Annotated in this window: 13 protein-coding genes and 2 pseudogenes; 6 read left to right on the top strand and 9 right to left on the bottom strand. The window is 43.2% G+C overall.

The window, feature by feature from the left end; genetic code table 11:
• Window positions 1-2: 2 nt before the first annotated feature.
• Genes AB6D80_RS03960 through AB6D80_RS03940 form a run of 5 tightly spaced genes read right to left on the bottom strand, consistent with a single transcriptional unit; the run spans window position 3 to window position 8,242 of the window.
• Window positions 3-2,174, bottom strand: coding sequence for an AAA family ATPase (locus AB6D80_RS03960; RefSeq protein ID WP_372187810.1), 2,172 nt, complete (start codon window positions 2,172-2,174; stop codon window positions 3-5).
• The gene (locus AB6D80_RS03955) at window positions 2,171-2,608 is read right to left on the bottom strand and encodes a VPA1267 family protein (protein ID WP_102458523.1); all 438 of its coding nucleotides are present in this window, start codon (window positions 2,606-2,608) and stop codon (window positions 2,171-2,173) included. The genes AB6D80_RS03960 and AB6D80_RS03955 overlap by 4 nt, the downstream gene beginning before the upstream one ends.
• 3 nt (window positions 2,609-2,611) lie before the next feature.
• Entirely contained in the window at window positions 2,612-3,262 is a 651-nt protein-coding gene (locus AB6D80_RS03950) for a hypothetical protein (protein WP_102458522.1), read from the bottom strand.
• Window positions 3,252-6,821: a VPA1269 family protein gene (locus AB6D80_RS03945; protein WP_372187808.1), complete on the bottom strand. Its 3,570-nt coding sequence runs from the start codon at window positions 6,819-6,821 to the stop codon at window positions 3,252-3,254. Before AB6D80_RS03945 ends, AB6D80_RS03950 begins: the two co-directional genes overlap by 11 nt.
• On the bottom strand, window positions 6,818-8,242 hold the full coding sequence (locus AB6D80_RS03940) for a hypothetical protein (RefSeq protein ID WP_102459038.1): 1,425 nt from the start codon (window positions 8,240-8,242) through the stop codon (window positions 6,818-6,820). Before AB6D80_RS03940 ends, AB6D80_RS03945 begins: the two co-directional genes overlap by 4 nt.
• A gap of 114 nt (window positions 8,243-8,356) precedes the next feature.
• On the opposite strand from AB6D80_RS03940, the pseudogene nrdB reads away from it, so the two are divergent.
• Together nrdB and yfaE are read left to right on the top strand one after the other, a co-directional pair.
• Window positions 8,357-9,361: pseudogene (gene nrdB / locus AB6D80_RS03935) on the top strand (class Ia ribonucleoside-diphosphate reductase subunit beta); the annotation flags it as partial.
• A complete protein-coding gene (gene yfaE / locus AB6D80_RS03930) occupies window positions 9,361-9,639 on the top strand; it encodes a class I ribonucleotide reductase maintenance protein YfaE (RefSeq protein ID WP_372187806.1) in 279 nt (92 codons plus the stop codon). The pseudogene nrdB and the gene yfaE, both read left to right, overlap by 1 nt.
• A 248-nt stretch (window positions 9,640-9,887) precedes the next feature.
• Here yfaE and AB6D80_RS03925 read toward each other — a convergent pair whose 3' ends face one another.
• Window positions 9,888-11,123, bottom strand: a complete 1,236-nt coding sequence (locus AB6D80_RS03925) for a CinA family nicotinamide mononucleotide deamidase-related protein (RefSeq protein WP_102250188.1) — start codon at window positions 11,121-11,123, stop codon at window positions 9,888-9,890.
• A 208-nt stretch (window positions 11,124-11,331) separates the two neighbouring features.
• On the opposite strand from AB6D80_RS03925, the gene AB6D80_RS03920 reads away from it, so the two are divergent.
• From AB6D80_RS03920 to AB6D80_RS03905, 4 genes are all read left to right on the top strand, one after another.
• Complete coding sequence (locus tag AB6D80_RS03920) at window positions 11,332-12,243, top strand: DUF3943 domain-containing protein (protein WP_009848852.1); 912 nt, start codon at window positions 11,332-11,334, stop codon at window positions 12,241-12,243.
• A 252-nt stretch (window positions 12,244-12,495) separates the two neighbouring features.
• On the top strand, window positions 12,496-13,008 hold the full coding sequence (locus tag AB6D80_RS03915; RefSeq protein WP_009848853.1) for a glycine cleavage system protein R: 513 nt from the start codon (window positions 12,496-12,498) through the stop codon (window positions 13,006-13,008).
• A 192-nt stretch (window positions 13,009-13,200) separates the two neighbouring features.
• Window positions 13,201-14,823, top strand: coding sequence for a DUF1566 domain-containing protein (locus AB6D80_RS03910; RefSeq protein ID WP_372187805.1), 1,623 nt, complete (start codon window positions 13,201-13,203; stop codon window positions 14,821-14,823).
• A complete protein-coding gene (locus AB6D80_RS03905; protein ID WP_372187804.1) occupies window positions 14,823-15,353 on the top strand; it encodes a DUF1566 domain-containing protein in 531 nt (176 codons plus the stop codon). The genes AB6D80_RS03910 and AB6D80_RS03905 overlap by 1 nt, the downstream gene beginning before the upstream one ends.
• 74 nt (window positions 15,354-15,427) lie before the next feature.
• Here AB6D80_RS03905 and nspC read toward each other — a convergent pair whose 3' ends face one another.
• The 3 genes and pseudogenes from nspC to AB6D80_RS03890 all read right to left on the bottom strand — a co-directional run.
• On the bottom strand, window positions 15,428-16,561 hold the full coding sequence (nspC, locus tag AB6D80_RS03900; RefSeq protein ID WP_372187802.1) for a carboxynorspermidine decarboxylase: 1,134 nt from the start codon (window positions 16,559-16,561) through the stop codon (window positions 15,428-15,430).
• Between the two features lie 211 nt (window positions 16,562-16,772).
• Complete coding sequence (locus AB6D80_RS03895; RefSeq protein WP_050621275.1) at window positions 16,773-18,023, bottom strand: carboxynorspermidine synthase; 1,251 nt, start codon at window positions 18,021-18,023, stop codon at window positions 16,773-16,775.
• An 8-nt stretch (window positions 18,024-18,031) separates the two neighbouring features.
• Window positions 18,032-20,323 (bottom strand): annotated as a pseudogene (locus tag AB6D80_RS03890) (aminotransferase class III-fold pyridoxal phosphate-dependent enzyme); the annotation flags it as partial.
• Between the last annotated feature and the right edge of the window lie 74 nt (window positions 20,324-20,397).

Raw genomic sequence — 20,397 nt, 5'->3', positions numbered from 1 at the left:
AGTTAACTGAGCTTAAGCAGTTCTCGCAAGTAACTATTACGCGCCCGTGTGTGACTGGGGGCTTCAGTAATTCGCTTCATATAACCAGAGCAACCTACAATGTGAACCTGGCTTTCAGCTCTCGTGATTGCTGTATAAAGCCAAGCTCTATCGACTATCCTCCCTTTTTGTAGAGCAATGATAATGCGCGGAAACTGTGAACCTTGAGCCTTGTGCAAGGTGATGGCATAGCCCAATTCCATACAGTCCAGCACTGATTGAGTAACTTCAATCTTCTCTCCAGTGTCCAGCGTTACTTCACCGTAACTATCGTCAAGCGGTTTAATGCTGGTTAGCCTGCCAAGTGAGCCATTCTGAATTCCTTTATCATAGTGATTCTGCGTAAATAAAACCACATCATTTAAACTAAGTGGCAAAAAGAATTTATCTCCATTGATTTCGAACTCAAGGCTAGTGCTATCTGGGTTAACGGCTTGTTGGGTGAGCTTATTGATTTCTGATACGAGTGCCTTGGTTGGAGCCATGACGCGACTGTTTTCAGGACACTGTTGGTAAAGCTCACAACAAACTTTGGCAATGTTTGTTTTACTGGTTTCGTGAAAGTGTATTGCTCCCATACTTAATCGATCAGGCATCACTCCTTGATTAATAAGCTTTGAGTATTCAGGGATACCCGTTGATCCTTCCTGTCTCTTAACGATATCTAGCATCGTATTAGCCACCGTTTTTGCTTCAACGATGTCTGCCAACACCTTGCCGCAGCCGATTGGTGGAAGTTGGTCAGGGTCGCCAGTGAATATCAATCGTACAGAGGGGTGAATGTGATTCACAAGACGATACATGGTTGGCAAGTCAATCATGCTTGCCTCATCAATCACCAGTAGGTGATTGGGCTTATCGACACTGGGTTCAATAGGGTCTTCACGCAGCAATTTGGCAATGGTTGAGGTAACAAAACCGATGGACTCATGAAGTCTCATTGCAGCACGACCGCTGAGCGCAACGGCGTGGATTTCAAATCCAAGTTGATGATACGCCCTGAGAGCTGTTCTGAGTACCGTTGTTTTGCCTGTTCCTGCACCGCCCGTAATACAGCTTACCGAATTATCCAGACACGTTGTCACGGCTTCGATTTGTTTAGGCGTTAATTCGTAGGGAAGCTCCGCAACCGCATAGCAATACGCAGCATTGGCGTTTTCATCAAACAAGTCATTTTGCTTAATCAGTGCATTTAGCCGTTTGGCAACGACACTTTCCATCAGAAGTTGCGCCGTTGGATGGTAGGCTCCTGTGTCGGGATTTAAAATATACTGAGCTTTATCATGACCCGATTGGAACGCCTGAGTGACCAGTGTTTTGTCTTTCAATAGTTTGTTGAGGTAAGGGCGCACATTGGCATGAGTGGTATAAGTGTGACCTTTTTCAATCTCCTTGCGAATCGCCATTTCCAGAGCAGCGCTGAGCCTTCTTGGGTCATTCTTCGCAACATCGCTCTTAAAATCCATTACCTTGATAATATCTTCAATGACACAGAACGGAAGACCAAAGCCCATCAAAGCATAAGGATTACCCTTAATTACCTCTATAGAGGCTTCACCGTGATGCTTGAGCAGCCGTTGCTGCACATTGGCGGGGATGTTGTGCTCGCTCATCCAGTTGCAATGCGCCAAATTTTTGTATTTAGCGTACCCTTTAAAGAGTGCTTCCACTGAATCTTCACTCAGAATCGATGTCAGAAGCTTTCTGGCCTCTGGGGTCTCATTTCTCAGTGTGGCATGAAAGTCTTTACCCAAGAGCTGCCAGATCGCCCTAGCTTTGCTTTCACCAATACCCTTGAAGTCACTTTCTCTGACAATAAAGCGTATTAGTTGCTCGCCTGCTTCTGGTAAAACGCATTCAATATGCTTGGGTGATTCATAGGTGTGCTGCTGCATCACATAATCACCCATTTCCATATTTGCTATCTGACGAGCGCCTTTGACTGACCAATGCTGACCCAGCATTGGAAGGACAGGGATGCTATCGGGGTCGGCTTTGATGGTGACATAATACTTCCCACTATTGGTTTTATATGAATCCTTCGCCAACGGTACACCGCTGAATATCACCATCTTGGTCGAGCGATAAGGGATACTGGTGACTCGCATTTGGTCTTCATGCAAACTGGTACTCATCGTGGCATCAACCCCATTTCGGATAAGGTTTCTGATAGTTCACCAAAGCGTTCAAGTCGCCCTTCAAGTTCCTTGACTTTGGCTTTCAATTCTATATTTTCAACCTCCAATGACGATACTCGTTTTGAATCTAGCAACTTTCGATTTACTGCGTTGTCGTAGGCTTGAGGTTTGCCCTCATTCTTCTTGGCATCATTGGTCAATGGCGGTAAAACGCCATTACTGCGCAGTTCATCCTCTAAGGCTTTAAGTTCTTTTTTGAGCACTGGGTTCTGGTTTAAAGCAGATTTTCCACAACCAACACCCTTTGCCACTTCGATTCGATTAAGCTGACCTCTGAATACGATTTGTTTAAAGTCATCATACGTCTGTGTAGCTTTCCAGACCTCAAATGCCTCAAGGTTTTGTTGAGCTTTCTGCTTACCACTTGCCATTAGTTAGTCCTCTATTATGCTCTTTATTAATATGAGTTCATTAGGTGTCAGCACCACTTTCCCTGCGGAATTCAGTACCCTAACTCGGTCTGCCTCCCCCCTTAACGACAAATCACCAGTTAGCTCAATCAACCCTAAGAGTGCTTTAATTGCCTTTTTTTCCTCAACAGAAAAATTAGACGAAGGGGTAACATCTACCGAGCCTTGACTATCAATTTGAGAAGTGAGCATTGAATTGACGCTGATAGAACCTTGGTTCTTAAAATTCGTATCTAGTATTTTCTCAAGATGCTTATTTCTGTTTTCCAACTGCTTAATATAAATCTTGGTTTGTGATGGGATCGCTGATGATGACTCTCCTTGTATGTTGCTTTTTCGGGGAGAGAAAGCGACTTCACAATAAGCATCTATTATCGGTTTATAAACACCTTTACTATCGTTATCCAATGTCCCCTTTGCTGGTTTGCCTCCACAGTTTGCTCTAATAAACTCGGCAATTGATGTTATTCCTATTGCCATGCCGTTAGTCAAATGATGGTGGCAAGCACGCTTCACATTTTTTATGCCTGTTTGAAGCCGCTGATCAGGGTACTCTTTAAGCAGTTCATCTACATACATATCAGCTTTTTTTAATCGGTCTTGATTAATTTTCATGTTCAATACCTGCCATTTCGTTGGTGAACGAGCTATCTAACTTTTTTAAACCTTCAATCAATTTTCCTGCTTTTTCTGGCTCTTTAAATAACAAACGTGGGTCAGCAAACTCCTCATCTGTAACCTGTTCACCCAAAAGCTCTTTAGTGCGAACTGCTGAAAACAAAACGGCTGCGCGTTTAACTTCAGCACTCGGAATGTATAAGAGAGGATTGCTAACTAAAGCCTCGTTAAAGATTTTATTGAGGAATTGATCAAGATTATTCACATGGATCTCTGACTCAGAAGGATCTAAACCAAGCATTACTGCCTGCATGGAAAGCTCCATCGCTGCATCCAACATACTGATTGACTCATAAGATGGCTCTACATTATTTGTTTGGCTATTAATTACAACTGGCATTGTTGTGTTTTCAATTTCCAATTGGTCTAAGCTCGCTTGCAACATTTTTTGTCGCCTTCTCAATTCCGTAACTCTATGGCAAAGCAGTTCTGTTTTTTGGTCAGCTTTGTCGTTTAATCGTGCAATGATTAACTCAGGATCTTCATGGGTATCGTAGGCATCGTTTATCTGCTCATAAATCTGAAAACGCTCGTCCGATAAGGCTTTGATCTCTGTTGCACATTCATTAAGGTAATAAATCTGTTCATCAATGAAGCGTGGGTTAGAACGCCAATATCGACAATTCCCGCATCTAAATGCTCCACCGCGAACACTTGTTAATGAAGCATTATCTACCCCATTTTGACCAACTTTGATGATTACACCGCCATCTTGACAGTCGAAGTTCATGCAAACCCCTCCCTTCATAAACCTTGGATGACCACCTTTTGAAAAATCTGGTTCAAATAAACCGAGTTCTTCGTCCAATGTTGCATTATCTATCCAAATTATGTTGTCAACACCTGATTCCAGAGCATTTTTCTCATTCGCAATAGCAATGCCTGATTTTCTTTGAGCTTCCAACAGAGCCTTCTTATATTCTCGCTCACCAATTTTCCTGTAATACAACGTCATAATGCTTGTGTTGTGACCCACGAGTAACTTAACGATTTCTTTGTCTAAGCCTGCATTAAGAAGATCAGTGATGCCGTAGACGCGCAGACTATGCAAGTCAAACAGAGCAGTTTTATCTTCGGAAAACGCTAGCTTACTATTGGCGTGATGGGGATTTTTCTGCTTATATCTCGCCTCAGCCTCTTTAAGAACAGCCAAAAATACATTTCTTATCATTGCATGAGTCGGCGGAAGAAAGATTGTACCCATTTCTGGATTCACGACAGAGACCTTGGGCGAAGATACATCACGAAAAAGAGGGATAAATCTAGGTAATTTTTCGAATATACTTGGTGAATATTTCCCAGCATATTCATCTACTGTTCTGACGGGGATCAAGTGCTTAGGTGAGAATTTGTCATTAAACGCTTTTTGTTTTTTAATGATGCCAAAAACGGCATCAACATTTTCTATTCCACTATCCGCAACCCAAGGTACAGAATATCCCGTGAAACCTTTTTGTTGTAGTGTGTAACCTTTTGTCTTGTTGGTATTGAAGTACAACGACAGCTCTTCACTACCCTCTGCCAACTCAGATTGCACAAAAGCGGTTTGCCCAAACTTATCGTTATGCGTTTGCCCATCTGGATAAATGAAGTTCGCCGTTGCTGCCGTATTAAGCACATATTTCTGAAGATCTAAATCCCATATTTTTTCATCTAAGAGTCCTTCATCAACCCATCGCCCTTGGTGTGTTCTCGCTGGTAGGATCATTAACAGATGTAGAATATGTGCCGAGTTGGGCATAAATACCTTTTCATTCTTACCTGTCATATGATTAAACAAGGTAACAGTGTGAGAAGGAAAGTTGTCTTCGACAAAGCGATAATTGTTTTCAGTCAACACTTCCAAACACAAATCATAGAAGTCACTGGACATTGATCTTCTTGATGTTGTCGTTCGCTTGCCATTAGCATCTTTAAAGATTTCTTGAGCAACTTGCATAGGCAAAGCTTTTGTTGAACCTTGTCTTTTCTTCGAATTAAAGACATGGTTCAATGCCAGTCTAACTTGAGTCCATGTTGTTTTTTTTGAGTTTTGAGTGGTTAATTTCGGATGATCGTTTAGAAAACTCTTGAAAGAAAAGCGATCAGTTTGAAGGGGGTGGTAAAAGTGATATACCTCAAGTTGTTCAACTGATGTCAATTGCTCTATTTCACTTGAGTTATACGCAATAATATAATCAATGAAGTGATTTAAGTACTGCATATTCTGAGCGTTGGCGTGTGGTTCCGTGTATAACTTTAGCTCATTCAGAAGTTGTTCTGGCAACTTACCTTGGTATCGCTTTAGAGTGGGGCTTGTTCTCGATAAATCACCCTCTAAAATTCGCTTACTGGCATGCTTGCTCATCGAGCCTAAGTTAAATGACTTGAAGTTTGACTGATTACGATAAGAGTCAATCCGCTCTAGGTGCTCAAGTGCCGACTTTAACGGCTTTCTGGGATGTTCGGTTACAGCCTCCTCATAACCAAGTTCTTCATTCATTCGCATAGCGCACTGTGCGTAATCAGCGCATAAATTTTCTGGAAGATCTTGCATGGAGTTCATATCTGTACTGCAATGAAGCCCACGCAATAGACGCTTTTGTTCTGCTGCTGCGCCGCCAGTGAAAGCCTCTGCAACACCACCAACCTGAATAGATATCTCATCTGTTTCTGGAAAAATCAGCGAATAATTCGTTCTTCCCATAACCGCAGTAGCTTTTGAATAAGGAGTAAAAATGGCGTTTTGCTTGATAAAGTATTGAATCGCCAAACTAAAACTTACTCTCAAACGATAAACAAACATTTGATACAAACTGGTATCACCATGAAAGTAATGTGAGTCGAAGAGATCTATTAAACCAGTATCGATCTTGTAATAATCATCGGTCGTTGAACCAACGTTAGCCCTTAAAACCAAAGCTCTTAACAAGGTTACAAATGGAGAATCAAGAAAATCCTGCTTTTCATAAGGTAGATCAAGCTTACCTTTCTTTTTCTTTATCTGCCGAGGTGTTAGGTCACTAAACAGAGACTCTAACAAAAGCGTGATAAACCCAGCATCACTAAGACCCAACTGATGTTGTATTGCTTCAAAATCAATGAGGGCTGGAGTGATATATGAGTTGTTTGATTCGAATCTATAAAACAACTCCACCCTTTCACCGTTCATTGCGAAGCCATCATCAATAAAGCTTCCAATTACTCTGAGTTTAGATTCTGTGTCATCGTTGATACCAGCATGAGAAGCTAGGCGGTTCATTGTACCTATAGTCAATGGTCTAATTTTTTGCTCTTTGCTTCCGCTCTTATTATTTGTCTCTAAAAAGTTAACAACATCCGTTTTGTAGGCTGTGAGGAAAAAATCGTTTAATGTTTTACCAGCATTAACAATTAGGGCTTCATCAATGACACAAGTGTCAATTGTAGAATTATATCTAACCTCTTTAGCATTATTGATATAACCTAGCCCTGTTTTAAGTACATGAACATCAGTAGTAATTATTATATTGCTCACTCAAAAAACTCCCTAAAATTTAAGTTGCTAAACTCTGTATATTCTTTTTTCGCAATCAAGGCTCTTACTTTCGCAGCCGTGGGTTGAGCATAACGTTCTGTCGATGATAGATAGGCGTGACGCATGAATACCTTGATGTTTTCTAGTTTCCAATCAAGTGCATTCATTAAATAGAAACCACAAAAATGCCTAAGGGTGTGTGGTTGGCGTACAAACCCTAACTCATTCAAAGTTCGTCTCTCTAGGTGCTTCCTGTAAGCGCCAAGTGTCATCGGACAACCATTATCTAAACATAACAACCAAGGATGACCTGCCACCCTATTTTGTTTGAGGAGCTTAGGCAGTAAAACTACACTAAAGTAGGTTCGAGCAATTTCATTAGACCAGCTCAGCACATAACCATATTCAGGATGAGAAACTTGAAGTGTCATAGACTTATCACCAGCAAAGTATTTATCATCTTTATCGGCAATCATGGTTCTTGCAGTAGGATTTGAAAGAAATCCAATATCCCTTTCAGTTAAACCCGACTTATCAGTAATGGTTGTCACATTGCGCTTAATTATGGCGTCCCGCTCTATCAATCGACCGCTGTCTGGGTCTAAGGTTTTACCTTTGACTTGATTGTCAGAAACAATAATATCTGCAAGCCCGTCCTCAGAGGGAACCACATCATAAATTAAAATGTTGGCAGCTTCTGACCCTCGAAGAGCGGTAAATGCTTGTAATATGTAGGCAGCTTGATAGTTGATGTACTGCTCGGATTTGATGAACTGTGCTAGATCATTAGGTGGAAAATACTTCGTGATATTTTGGGAACTTTTTGCAGCTCTAACATCATAGTTTTCTGATGTAAAATGCAATCTGCCACCAGTAAATTCATCATTGTCTCCGCTTTGAGAGTAGGTTCCCTCTAGGTGAGAAAGCAAACCTCTGTGATCAGGCTCAACACGCCGTGTCTTGCGTGCATTTTCAATGAGTATTTGATCAACCCCAGTTAAGGGTGCGCCAAGATAGGTTTTAGAAAATTTTTCAAATTTGATGTAGGCGCTAATTAATCTTTTTACAGTACTTAATTGTGACTTTTGCCAATAAAGATCTAACTTACAGTGTCCATTCGAATCTACTGTCCCATTAAGCTTTGCTTCAAAATAAGCATAAAGCAGCTCACTCGGATTGCGTAACCAACTCTCCTGCTTTTCATGCTGGCATTCGAAGAAAGCTAGCATGTCCGAAACTACATCAATTACGGGTTGTAGGTTTGAGGCTTTGCCGCCCCCCAGTGCGTACTCATTTTTTATGAATAAAAGCAGCGCATAGTTCACTTTTCCATCTAGCGTAAACACCAGAGGAAACTGTCTATCCCCAAACTCATCCGTAGTCACATACCTTAGAAAATAAGTTTTTTTAAACCTGATCATAATTGCCACCCCACTTATGTGAACAATAACATGTCACATTTACACAGACAACCTTTTCGGAAAAGTATAAAACTAGATGTACTTATGTGACTTATGTGAGCCAAAGCCCCGTCCCAAAAATCTTTCTTCTGGCGCCCAGAAGAGGTCGACGTGTCTAGTGACCGTATCGACTACAACAAGCTTCCTGAGCATGAAAAGCACATCTTCATCTCTAACTTGAAGTACCAAACGCTTCTAGATTCTATCCAAGGCCGCAGCCCTAACGTTGCCCTACTTCCATTGGTATCACTACCAGAAGTTGAAACTTGGATTGAGACATGGTCATTCTCTGAAACGATTCACTCTCGTTCTTACACGCACATCATCCGTAACATCGTAAATGATCCAGGCGTAGTATTCGACGACATCGTTGAAAACGAAGAGATCCTGAAGCGTGCTAAAGACATCGCCTTTTACTACGACGATTTGATCAAGCTGACGGCTGACTACCACCGCTACGGTGAAGGCAACCACAACATCAACGGCGAAGACGTTAAGATTTCACTTCACGACCTGAAGAAGAAGCTTTACGTATGTCTAATGTCTGTAAACGCACTGGAAGCGATTCGTTTCTACGTAAGTTTTGCATGTTCATTCGCATTCGCTGAACGTGAGCTAATGGAAGGTAATGCGAAGATCATCAAGCTAATCGCTCGTGATGAAGCTCTTCACCTTACTGGTACACAGCACATGATCAATTTGCTGCGTAACGGCCAAGATGACTTCGAATTCATGCAGATCGCTGAAGAGTGTAAGCAAGAGTGTTTCGACCTATTCAAAGAAGCAGCAGAGCAAGAGAAAGAGTGGGCAGAATACCTATTCAAAGATGGCTCTATGATTGGTCTAAACAAAGACATTCTTTGCCAATACGTTGAGTACATTACTAACATCCGTATGCAGGCTGTTGGTCTAGGTACCGCTTACCCAGAAGCAACGTCGAACCCAATTCCATGGATCAACGCTTGGTTGTCTTCAGATAACGTTCAAGTTGCTCCACAAGAAGCTGAAATCAGTTCTTACCTAGTTGGCCAAATCGACAACGAAGTAAAAGCTGACGACTTTGAAGGGTTTGAGCTGTAATGCCAACAATCAAAATCAACAAGCTGACTTCTATTAAATCTAACCCTTCAAATACTCTATTGGAAACAATGGAACAAGCAGGGTTAGAGCCAGAATACAACTGCCGAGATGGCCACTGTGGCGCTTGCCGCTGTACGTTGGATTCCGGTGAAGTTGAGTACGTTGGTTTTGCTATGGCTTACACCCAAGGCAATGAAATATTACCTTGTATCTGTAAAGCAAAAACAGAACTATCGCTGAGTAACGTTATTCACAGAAATAAGCAAAAAAGTGCTTAATACTTGTACTTAGATCTTATACTTAGCTACTTAGCTACTTAGGGCGATTAGTACAATGTTGAATCGTTAACAGACAAGCTTAAAAATTTAAGGGCCCGATAATCTTCATTATCAGGCCCTTTTTGTATTTCATGTTGGCTCAATCAGACAACTCGCTTATTGCACCAACTCGGCTTTATTGATGTATATAATTTATTACATATATAGCTTTATAGCTTTAATTTGGACTTTATAGCGTTGACTTGGTTTTATAGTACCGCTTTAGGAATAAACATGTCTTTCAATCGCTTAACCGAAGAGTAAGTACCAAACATCGGTTTGTTGTCTAAATGCCTTCTCAGCATATCGGCAGCAACGGTCTTAATCACGTTGCGTTGGTCTTCGCGTGAGTACTGACGATAAAACTCAAGCACCTGTCCCCACTCTCCTGCTTCAGTCGACAATGCGACGCTAAATGTGTTGCCTTCTAATTTTCCAGTAACCAAAGCCAGTTCTGTACCGCACTTCTCTCTTGTAGCGCCAGCCAGTGCAAAGGTTGCGGCTAATGGATCACTCTTTTCAAGTTCGCTCTCTTTTGGCTCAGCCATGACCCATGAATGCCCAAAGCAGTCTTCAACCTGCTCATTCAATTGCAGCCACGCTGATAGGGCTCCTTTGGTCGACACTTCAGATACAGATAACGTCTTCTTTTTTTCCGCCATGATGTGTCCAATATGGTCAATCATTGGCTCATCAACGCTCACGACATTACTCTCTAGGAGCTTGTAAACCATTTGCAGAAGCTTAACGCGAGTTTCTAAGTCTGCCTTAGGACCAAACAGTTTGACCTCAATAAAAGGCAGATAAGAGCGGTAGCCAAGTTCATAGCCTGCTGGAAGCTTAAGCTGGTCTAACACATCCGAGATACCCGATTCAGACAAACCAAACGTAAACAATCGACTGCATTCAGAGGCAACCACTTGAGGGTAGGTACGCGACAAGTCAGGAAGAATCTCAAACGTAACCATACGTTTGAATTCACTCGGTACACCAGGAGTGAAATAGAAAGTCGCATCGTTGATTTTCAGCTTGAAGCCGCAAGCCGTACCCACAGGATTATCAACAATCTCTGAACTCGCGGGTAATAAAGCTTGCTTAAGGTTACTGTCAGGCATCGGCATACCACGTCCAGAGAACATCTCTTCCATACGAGTCAGCCACTCAGGGAACATGACAAGCTTTTGATCTGAGGCCGCCGCCGCAGCCGCCGCACTCATATCATCAGTTGTCGGCCCCAAACCACCATTGACGATAACCACATCATAGTTGAAGCTCAGCATCAGAAGTTCTTCGATCAGAGCGTTCATTTGGTCGCCCACAGTTGAACGCTTTGCCAAAGCAAAGCCGTGCTGATAAAACTCAGCAGACATCCAAGCTGCGTTTGTGTCGACAATGTCCCCATGAAGAACTTCTTCACCAGTGCTTAACATTGCGATTTTCGTCATATTTATATCCCTTGTGGCCATTAAAAGACACGGCATTATTTACAAACTAGTCTAAGGTTGAGTTTGAGTCATTCACCTTTTCACAAATATTACTAATGCTTAATCTAAGGTTTTCTTAGGAAAAGCAATAAATTATTAGTTCCCTAAACTAAGCATTTAATAGATAATTGTGACTCGGATCAATTATTAACTTCTCATGGAGACCCTTGTGGCCAAATCACCGTTACTAACGAAGGTTACTGCTGCATTTACAATGCTAATGTCAGTTAACTCGGTTGCAAGCCAATACGACTTCGACCAACCAATCAACCTTTCTTATTCGGATGAATGCGCTCAAGATTACTGTGTTAATGAAAGCTTGTACACCTATAAGCCTAGTAACAATTATGCGCTAAGCGAAACAAGCGACCAATATGATTTAACGATCGAAAAACAACCACTCTACCTTACCGTTAGCGATGGCAAAGATTGGGATTACCTCATGGGCCAAACTTATACCATTCTTGGTTTAAGTGTCGCAACCGTTGGTCTCATGACGCTTTTACCTGAAAGTATCACTAAGTGGGATGATGACCAGCGTGATATCAGTGCACTAGGTAAAAAATGGAAAGATAACGTTTCTGAAGGCCCAGTATGGGACCGTGATGAACACTTCCTAAACTACGTAATGCATCCGTATTTCGGTGGTGTTTACTACACCGCAGCTCGACATGCTGGTTATGACGAGTTTGAGTCTTTCTTATACTCTTGGACAATGTCGACATTTTTCTGGGAATACGGCGTAGAAGCGTTTGCTGAAGTACCGTCATGGCAAGATATCTTTATTACACCATTCTTTGGGGCTGTTGTCGGTGAAATGATGCTAGAAGCAGAGCAAGACATTGTTGCTTCAGGTGGCGAAGTGATGGGCTCTCAAACCATGGGTGATGTTTCGTTATTCTTCCTCAACCCTGTTGGCCATATCCACTACTGGGTAAGTGATGCATGGGGTGGTGACGCAGAAGTTAATCTGAATACTAACCCTTGGTGGGATAACAAAGACGCAGCCCGATTCGCCTACGATGCAGGGGCAACATACGACTCTCAGTTTGTTGGTATGAACTTTAAAGTAACGTTTTAAATCGGCTTCCAGTCTCTGAACTCTAAGTTACTGCATTTCAAATAAATGCGACAACTCTTCTAAAAGCGGCTCTCTAGCCGCTTTTTTTGTGCCCTACTCTTCATTCTCTTTTTTTGCATCACAGCTTAGTTTCAAAAATTGACACAGGTCAAACATTGTTCGATGTAACCTTCTACACTGAAATTAAAGAACTTTATCGCGTGATATCAATCATTTAATTAGCAACGAACAATTGAGACTTTGGGGGCTGATATGAACAGTACATTTATCGTAAACTTTATCGGACAAGCATCACCAGCAACAATCAAGCAACTTGCTGCGGTTACTCACGAAAACGACGGGAAATGGCTCATCAGTAAAGTTAACTTTATTGAAGATCAAGTTGCAGGCGTATTAAAGATTCAACTTCCTGCCATCAACGAATCAATTGTTAAGGATGCTTTCAGTGCCAATGCTGACTTGATCGTGCAGTTTGTTGATTCAGACCACACTCACAACGCACAAGACACAATACATCACTTACGACTCGACTCTAACGACAGAGCGGGTATCGTCAACGAAGTGACACATGTACTAGACAGACAAGGGATCAGCATTCTTGATATGGATTGCCACCGAGTCTTCATCGCTGGCGGCGGTGGTGTTAGCTCAAGCTTATTTACTTCCAAGATTGCCGTTAAGCTACCAATCGAAGTTTTGATTGATGACGTAGTGAATGAATTAGAAACGCTCAGTGAAGATACTCGAGTGATGATTGAAAGCTAACAAGCTAGCCTCCTGATGATAAATTCATCATTGGGAGGCTCCCCTCCAGACAGCCCCCTCCTCTTACATAACCTACAAAAACCCATATGGAAACATTCGAAATACATAACTTAACCATATGAATTCAGGCATTCGTATAATATTTTTGTTACCATAGATTATCTTATACAATTTAATGGTTTAGGTTCAAACATGGAAAGAAACACGTCGAGTTGGCAGCTCAATACCATCTCAGTAATCCTTCTCATAACACTATTCAGTGGCTGTAAAAGCGGTCATGAGAATAATGGTAAAACAACGTCTACTTCGTCATCATCACAAATTAACGTTAGCATCCCGAAAAGTGTTTCATTTTCTGAACCACAATCAGGGTCGAAGACAGAGTCAATTACAGTTTCTTTTTCCAAAGCCTTAAGCCAAGAGCTCACTCTAACTATCGTCACCAGCGATATCACAACACGCTCTACTGGTATGTTTAAAAGCTACGATGCTATCTCTAGCCAAAACGTCAAGGTTTCGGCGGGTGCAACTAGTGCAGCTCTTCCTTTGAATCTTACCCATAATAATCTTTACGAAGGGAACAAGACCTTTCACTACACCATTAGTGTGGATAACAGTGCAAATTACACTCTGACCAACAAGCAAACCGAAGTAACCATTAATGATAGTGACGCTCAGCCAACTGTCCGGTTTAGCAAAGACTTAAGTACCGTTGTAGAGGGCGATAGCGTTATTCAAAAAGTGGAACTAAGCCACTACACTTCTAAAAATGTTACGCTGACACTCGCTCAAACGGGCATCGCCACAGCTAAAGACTTCAGTGTTGATATCGCTGGTTCAAGTATCAAGATACCCGCAGAAACACTATCAACAAACATCAAATTTTCTGCGATTACCGACAGTTTCAATGAAGGCGGAGAATCCGTCATCTATACCATAGCTAGTGCAGGAAACGCGGCTATCGATGCTAAGAACAATTCTCTTTCGTTCTATATTCCCGGCCAAAAAAGCTTCAACGATACGGGTTATGTGACCTATTTCGATGGTACAGACTACGACAGTGTCACTCCACCAGCCTCGCACCCTAATCAAGATGCCGATTTTGGTTTAGATAAAACAGATGGAATTGAACACGCTGATGGGGAATATGGCTTCCGCTACACCAAGATCGATGCGAATTCTAACCCTGTCAGCTCATCAGCGTCGAGTTGGCGTTGTGTAAAAGATGGACGCACTGGGCTATACATCGAGAATAAACAACCAGCTAAAGCACTGCCTTCGACAGGTGTCATCGAAGATTGGGTGAAAAAACACAAGCTAGATGCGAACGCAAACCCTTACCCTTGGGTAGATGAATCAAGCTCTTGGCGAAGTGCTTCATACACCTACACTTGGTATGACTCCGATGCGACCACCAATGGCGGTTATGCCGGTGCGCCTAACGACCTACTCTATAACGAAGGACCAATATCTTCTCAATGCGCTTACCCTGATGACAAGTCAGGTAACCGCTATTGCAATACCAGTAGCTATATTAATGCCCTAAACAGTTATGCCATCTGTGGTATTACCGATTGGCGTCTGCCTTCTCCTGCTGAGGCACGCTCATTTATAAGCTTTAATGTGGGTAACAAGCCATCAACTAGCGTGAACTTCTTCCCTCACTTAGGGAGCAAGATTTTTACAAAAACAAGCTCAGTAAAACAAAATGGTAGCGTGCGATGCGTTGATACGGCTACAGGAGAGCTCAAGCTTTGTAACAAAAACATTTTTGGCTCAGCAGGTATTGTCGCTGTGAGCGGAGGTTTAGATTAATGAAATTCCATATATGCTTAGGAGCACTGACCGCCTTACTATGCGGTAACGTATTCGCACAAACATGTGTAACGACGCAGCCAGCATCGATCAAAGACGGGCAGTTTATTGACCGTAAAGATGGTACATTACTGGACGTTACCACTAATTTACTTTGGTCTAAATGTAACGTAGGTGAAAGCTACAATTCGGCACAAGATAAATGTGAAGGAACAGCGCTGAAATACAAAAACTGGCAAGATGCACTCAATGCAACTAAAGATACAAGCCTAACTACCATTGCGAGTCAAACGGGCTTTCGCTTGCCAAATATTAAAGAGCTGAGTTCAATCGTAGAGTATCGCTGTACTAAACCTGCAATTAACCTGACCTATTTCCCAACAACAACCAATGAACCTTACTGGACGAACACGCAAATTAATAGTGCCTATGATGGTTTGATCATTGATTTCGAAGACGCTCTGGAAACGATTACCGTTCCAAGTAACTTTCCTTCCCCTCTTATTAGATTAGTTAAACCATTTAACTAGTTTTGTTCGAAACTGGAAATAAAAAAGAGCAGCTCAATCGCTGCTCTTTTTATTTATATGAAGATACAATTCAGTTACTTAACCGACCATTGTGACAATGAGCGTTTGAAGTCTTGATAGCCGAATTCATTCAGCTTTTGAATGTCGCCATTACTGCGCTCGCAGTAAATTGATGGCATCTTCAAACCATTAAACCAGTTCAGCTTCACCATGGTGTAACCTGCACTGTCCAACAAATGAAGCTTTTGACCAATCTTCAACGGCTCATCAAAACTCGCTTCGCAAAACTGGTCGCCCGCCAGACATGAACACGAACCAATCACATAATCATGTTCGCCATTTTCAGAAGCTTCCAATACCGATGCTGGCTCATTGTAGATAAGCGTGTCTAAACGGTGTGCTTCGGTTGCTGAATCGACAATTGCTGTTTTCTTCACGTTCTCAACAATATCAACCACGGTCACAACTAGGTCGGTTGTTTTAGTGATGATCGCTTCACCCGGCTCAAGGTACATCTGCACGCCGTGCTTTTCAGAGAAGGCTTTTAGCGCAAGACCCAGTTTCTCGATGTCATAACCCGGCCATGTGAAGAACACACCACCGCCCATGCTCACCCAGTCCAACTTATCTAGGTACTCACCAAACTGCTCTGAGATTGAATCAAGCAAACCGATAAATGCATCGACGTCTTTGTTCTCACAGTTCATGTGGAACATCACACCATTAATCTCATCGAAGATCTCTGGCTTGATGTGATCAGCTTGTACGCCCAAACGCGAGAATTGACGTGCTGGGTTTGCCAGATCTTGCCCTGCGTAGCTCACACCTGGATTTAAACGTAAACCCAGCGAAGCCTTACCTTCAACAATATGACGGTAAGCGGCAAGTTGGCTTTGTGAGTTGAAGATCATCTTGTCGCAGATGTCAGCAATTTCTTTCACGTCATCTTCGCTGTAACCCACACTGTAAGCGTGCGTCTCACCACCGAAGGTTTCGTGGCCAAGCTTCACTTCGTATGGACCAGAGCTTGTCGTGCCATCAAGATAAGGCTTGATGATGTCAAACACACCCCATGTCGAGAAACACTTGAGTGCCAATACCAGCTTCACACCTGAAATCTCTTTCAGCTGCTTGGCTTTCTCTAAATTCGCAATCAACTTGTCTTCGTTGATCATGAAATAAGGCGTTTTTAGTTCGTTGTTTTGCATGTTAATACCTTGCGGCCCTCGAGTTCACGAAGGCACATGATAATCGAACAAAGCCGACGCAACAGCATCGGCTTGTAATTATACGTTCTCGTCAATCATATGACGTTGAATGGAATTCGCAGAGCTTTGACCTTGTCGCTAGGACATCGCGCGGAGTTTACGAACGTAAATGAGTACGATGGACAACGCGACGAGGGCAAAGAGCCAGAAATTACTTCAAAGTGTGGATCAGAGGTAAACCAGCTGTAGGCTCTAGCTCTTGAACATGCCAATCTAGACCGATTTCCGGCATGGTTGCTAGGAACGGGTCTGGGTTTAGCTGTTCCATGTTGAACACGCCTTTATCAGCCCATTCGCCACGGAAGAACTGAAGTGCAGCCGTAATCGCTGGAACACCCGTAGTGTAAGAGATTGCTTGGTGCTCTACGTCTTCGTAAGCCACTTCGTGGTCTGCGTTATTGTAGATGAATACGCTGCGCTCTTTGCCGTCTTTCTTACCTTGGACCCAAGTACCGATACACGTTAAACCTGTGTAACCCGGAGCTAGAGATGTTGGGTCTGGTAGTAGTGCTTTAAGAACATGCAGAGGCTGAACCACAGTACCGTCATGTAGCGTTAGTGGATCAGGGCTAAGAAGACCGATATCACGCATGCAGTTGAAGTAGTTCAGGTATGCATCACCAAAGCCCATCCAGAATTCGATACGCTTAGCTGGGATGAACTCTTTCATTGAACGAACTTCATCGTGCGCCATTGAGTAAACTTTGTGAGAACCACAGTTCGGGAATTCAAACTCAAGCATACGAGAGTGACAAGGTACTTGCTTCCACTCTTCATTTTCCCAGTAGAAAGAGTCGCCTTGGATCTCAAGCATGTTGGTTTCTGGGTCAAAATTTGTCGCAAACTTCTTACCGTGGTCGCCAGCATTCACGTCCATTACGTCAATTGAGTCAATCTCATCGAACAGGTGCTTAACCGCGTACGCTGCAAAGATTGATACCACACCTGGATCGAAACCCGCGCCAAGAATACCTGTGATACCCGCTTCAGCGAACTTCTCACGGTAGCCCCACTGCCAATCATAAGCTTGTGGTACTTGTTGGCCTTCAGAACATAGATCAACCGCAACTGATGTATCTAAATAAGATACTTTCGATTGGTAACACGCTTCCATGATCGCCATGTTTACCCAAGGAGGACCAGCGTTGATCACTAGATCCGGCTGAACTTCTTTAATCAAAGCAACAAGCGCATCAACATCGTCAGCGTCTACTGAACGAGCCTCTAGTTTCTTAGTAGAATCTTTAAGGTTATTTTTGCCTTTGATAGATTCGATGATTTTTTCACACTTCGCGATTGTGCGAGAAGCTATTGTGATATCACCCAGTACTTCGTTATTTTGTGCTGCTTTGTGTGCAACAACCCAACCAACGCCGCCTGCACCAATTTGTAGAATAGCCATAGTTTTAATTACCCTTGTTGTTCTGCTAGCTCAATGGCTAGAGTTTGAATTTTGTTAATTAGAGATTTGAAATCTGATGTCGTTAAGCACGGATTCAAGATGGTGAATTTCAACGCGCTTTTACCATCAACGACCGTTTCGCCAAGTACTGCAACGCCACGAGTCAGCGCCTCCAGTCTTAACGTCTGATTCAGTTTGTCTAAATCAAGAACGCCGTTTGCTGATAGCTCGTTGTTCGGTAACGCACGGAACAGCACAGTCGACAGTGACGGCTCAGCAAGCAACTCGAAATCTTCATGCTTCTGAATCAGACCGGCAACTTCAAGCGTCTGCTCTAGAAGATGGTCGTACATATCACCCAGTTGCTTTGGTCCAACGCTTTGCATCGTCATGAACACTTTCAATGCATCGAAACGCTTGGTGGTAGCGATAGACTTATCGACTAGATTTGGCAGTTCATCGTGTTCGCGGTTCAAGTAGTCTGCGTGATGCAGTAGGTACTTAAAGTTCGCTTTGTCTTTCAGCAGCACTGCACCACAGCTGATTGTTTGGAAGAACAACTTGTGGAAGTCAACACTCACTGAGTCCGCTTTTTCGATACCTTTCAGACGAGCTTTATGGCTACTTAAGATAAGCGCGCCACCGTAAGCACTGTCGACATGGAACCAAAGATCTTGTTGGTTGGCGATGTCAGCAATCGCTTCAAGGTCATCAATAGCACCGTGATCGGTCGTACCCGCAGTACCGACAACCGCAAAAGGAATCAACCCTTGAGATTTAAGCGCTTTCACTTCTGCATCTAACAAGTCAGGCTTGATAGTGCCGTTTGCATTGGTGTCAACACAGCATACTGCCGCTTCACCTAGCCCTAATAGAGAGGCTGACTTTTGAACCGTGAAGTGCGATTTCTTTGAACATAAGATACGCAGCTTGCTCGCGTATTCTGGTAAGCCAAGCTTTTGGATAGAATGACCATTGTGCTTATCCGCAACCCAGTCTCTCGCAAGCAATAAACCCATTAGGTTACTTTGCGTGCCACCGCTCGTGAAAACACCGTCAGCTTGTGCGCCAAGTTGGTATTTCTCACACATCCAATCAACCACTCGTTGTTCAACATAAGTCGCTGCAGATGCTTGGTCCCATGAATCCATTGATTGATTCAACGCTGCGATAATCGATTCCGCAGCTACCGAAGCCATAAGAGGGGGAGTGTGAAGGTGCGCAATACAGTCTGGGTGTTGCACGAAGATGGAGTTCGCAGCGACAAGGTCTGCAGTGCTATCTACAACATCAACCAAAGCGTGTTGGCTGTTATCGAGATCAACAGCATTGATGGCTGCTTCTAGCACTTTTGGATCTAAACCCGAATAAGGGGTTTCAACCTGTTCAAAAACCGCTTTCATCGCTTGAGTGGTTTGGTTCATCACGCTAGCAAATTCATCGCTACCGCCTAAACCCGTCTGGATGAAATGCTTATTCCATTCTTGGTTAGTTTGTTCGCTTGAAGCTGGGTCTTGTTGTAAACCACCACCTGCTGCGATGATCGCTTCTTCCATGACGCGCAGTGCAAAGTCGATCTGCTCAAAAGAGATAATCATTGGCGGAAGGAAACGAATGACCGAACCATCACGACCACCCTTTTCAACCATCAAGCCGCGCTCTAATGCTGCTCGTTGAATCGCTAAGGTTAGTTCGCCGTCGGATTGTGGTTCGCCAAACTTGTTAAGATCACCATTTGGTTGCTTGATCTCAGCGCCAAGCATCAAGCCTTTACCGCGAACTTCAGCAATACAGCCAACGCGTGATTGAATCTTCTCAAGCCCGTGACGTAAATATTGGCCTGCGATGTTCGCGTGCTCAACCAAGCCATCACGCTCGATGATTTCCAGTGCCTTAGCGCCAGACACCATTGCTAATTGGTTACCACGGAATGTACCGGTGTGCTCACCCGCTTTCCATGTATCAATGCTCTTATCGAACACAAGCAGCGACATAGGCAGTCCGCCACCAATCGCTTTAGATAAACATAAGATATCAGGGTTAACGCCTGACTCTTCAAACGCGAATCGATGACCCGTTTTACCCACGCCACACTGAATTTCATCAAAAATCAGTAGGATGCCATGTTCATCACAGATGCGACGTAGGCCTTGTAACCAAGATGCAGGAGCTGGAATCACACCGCCCTCACCTTGTACAGGCTCGACGATCATCGCTGCAGGTTTCATGATGCCAGATTCATCGTCATTCAACATACGCTCGATGTAACGAATGCTTGCGTTAGCACCTGCTTCACCACCAATGCCAAACGGGCAGCGGAGGTTTCATGATGCCAGATTCATCGTCATTCAACATACGCTCGATGTAACGAATG

The sequence above is a fragment of the Vibrio sp. 10N.247.310.17 genome, from assembly GCF_041466605.1.
GTDB classification, from domain to species: domain Bacteria; phylum Pseudomonadota; class Gammaproteobacteria; order Enterobacterales; family Vibrionaceae; genus Vibrio; species Vibrio tasmaniensis_A.
The sequence above is the reverse complement of the archived record's forward strand: the minus strand, read 5'-3'. Positions and strand labels throughout refer to the sequence as shown.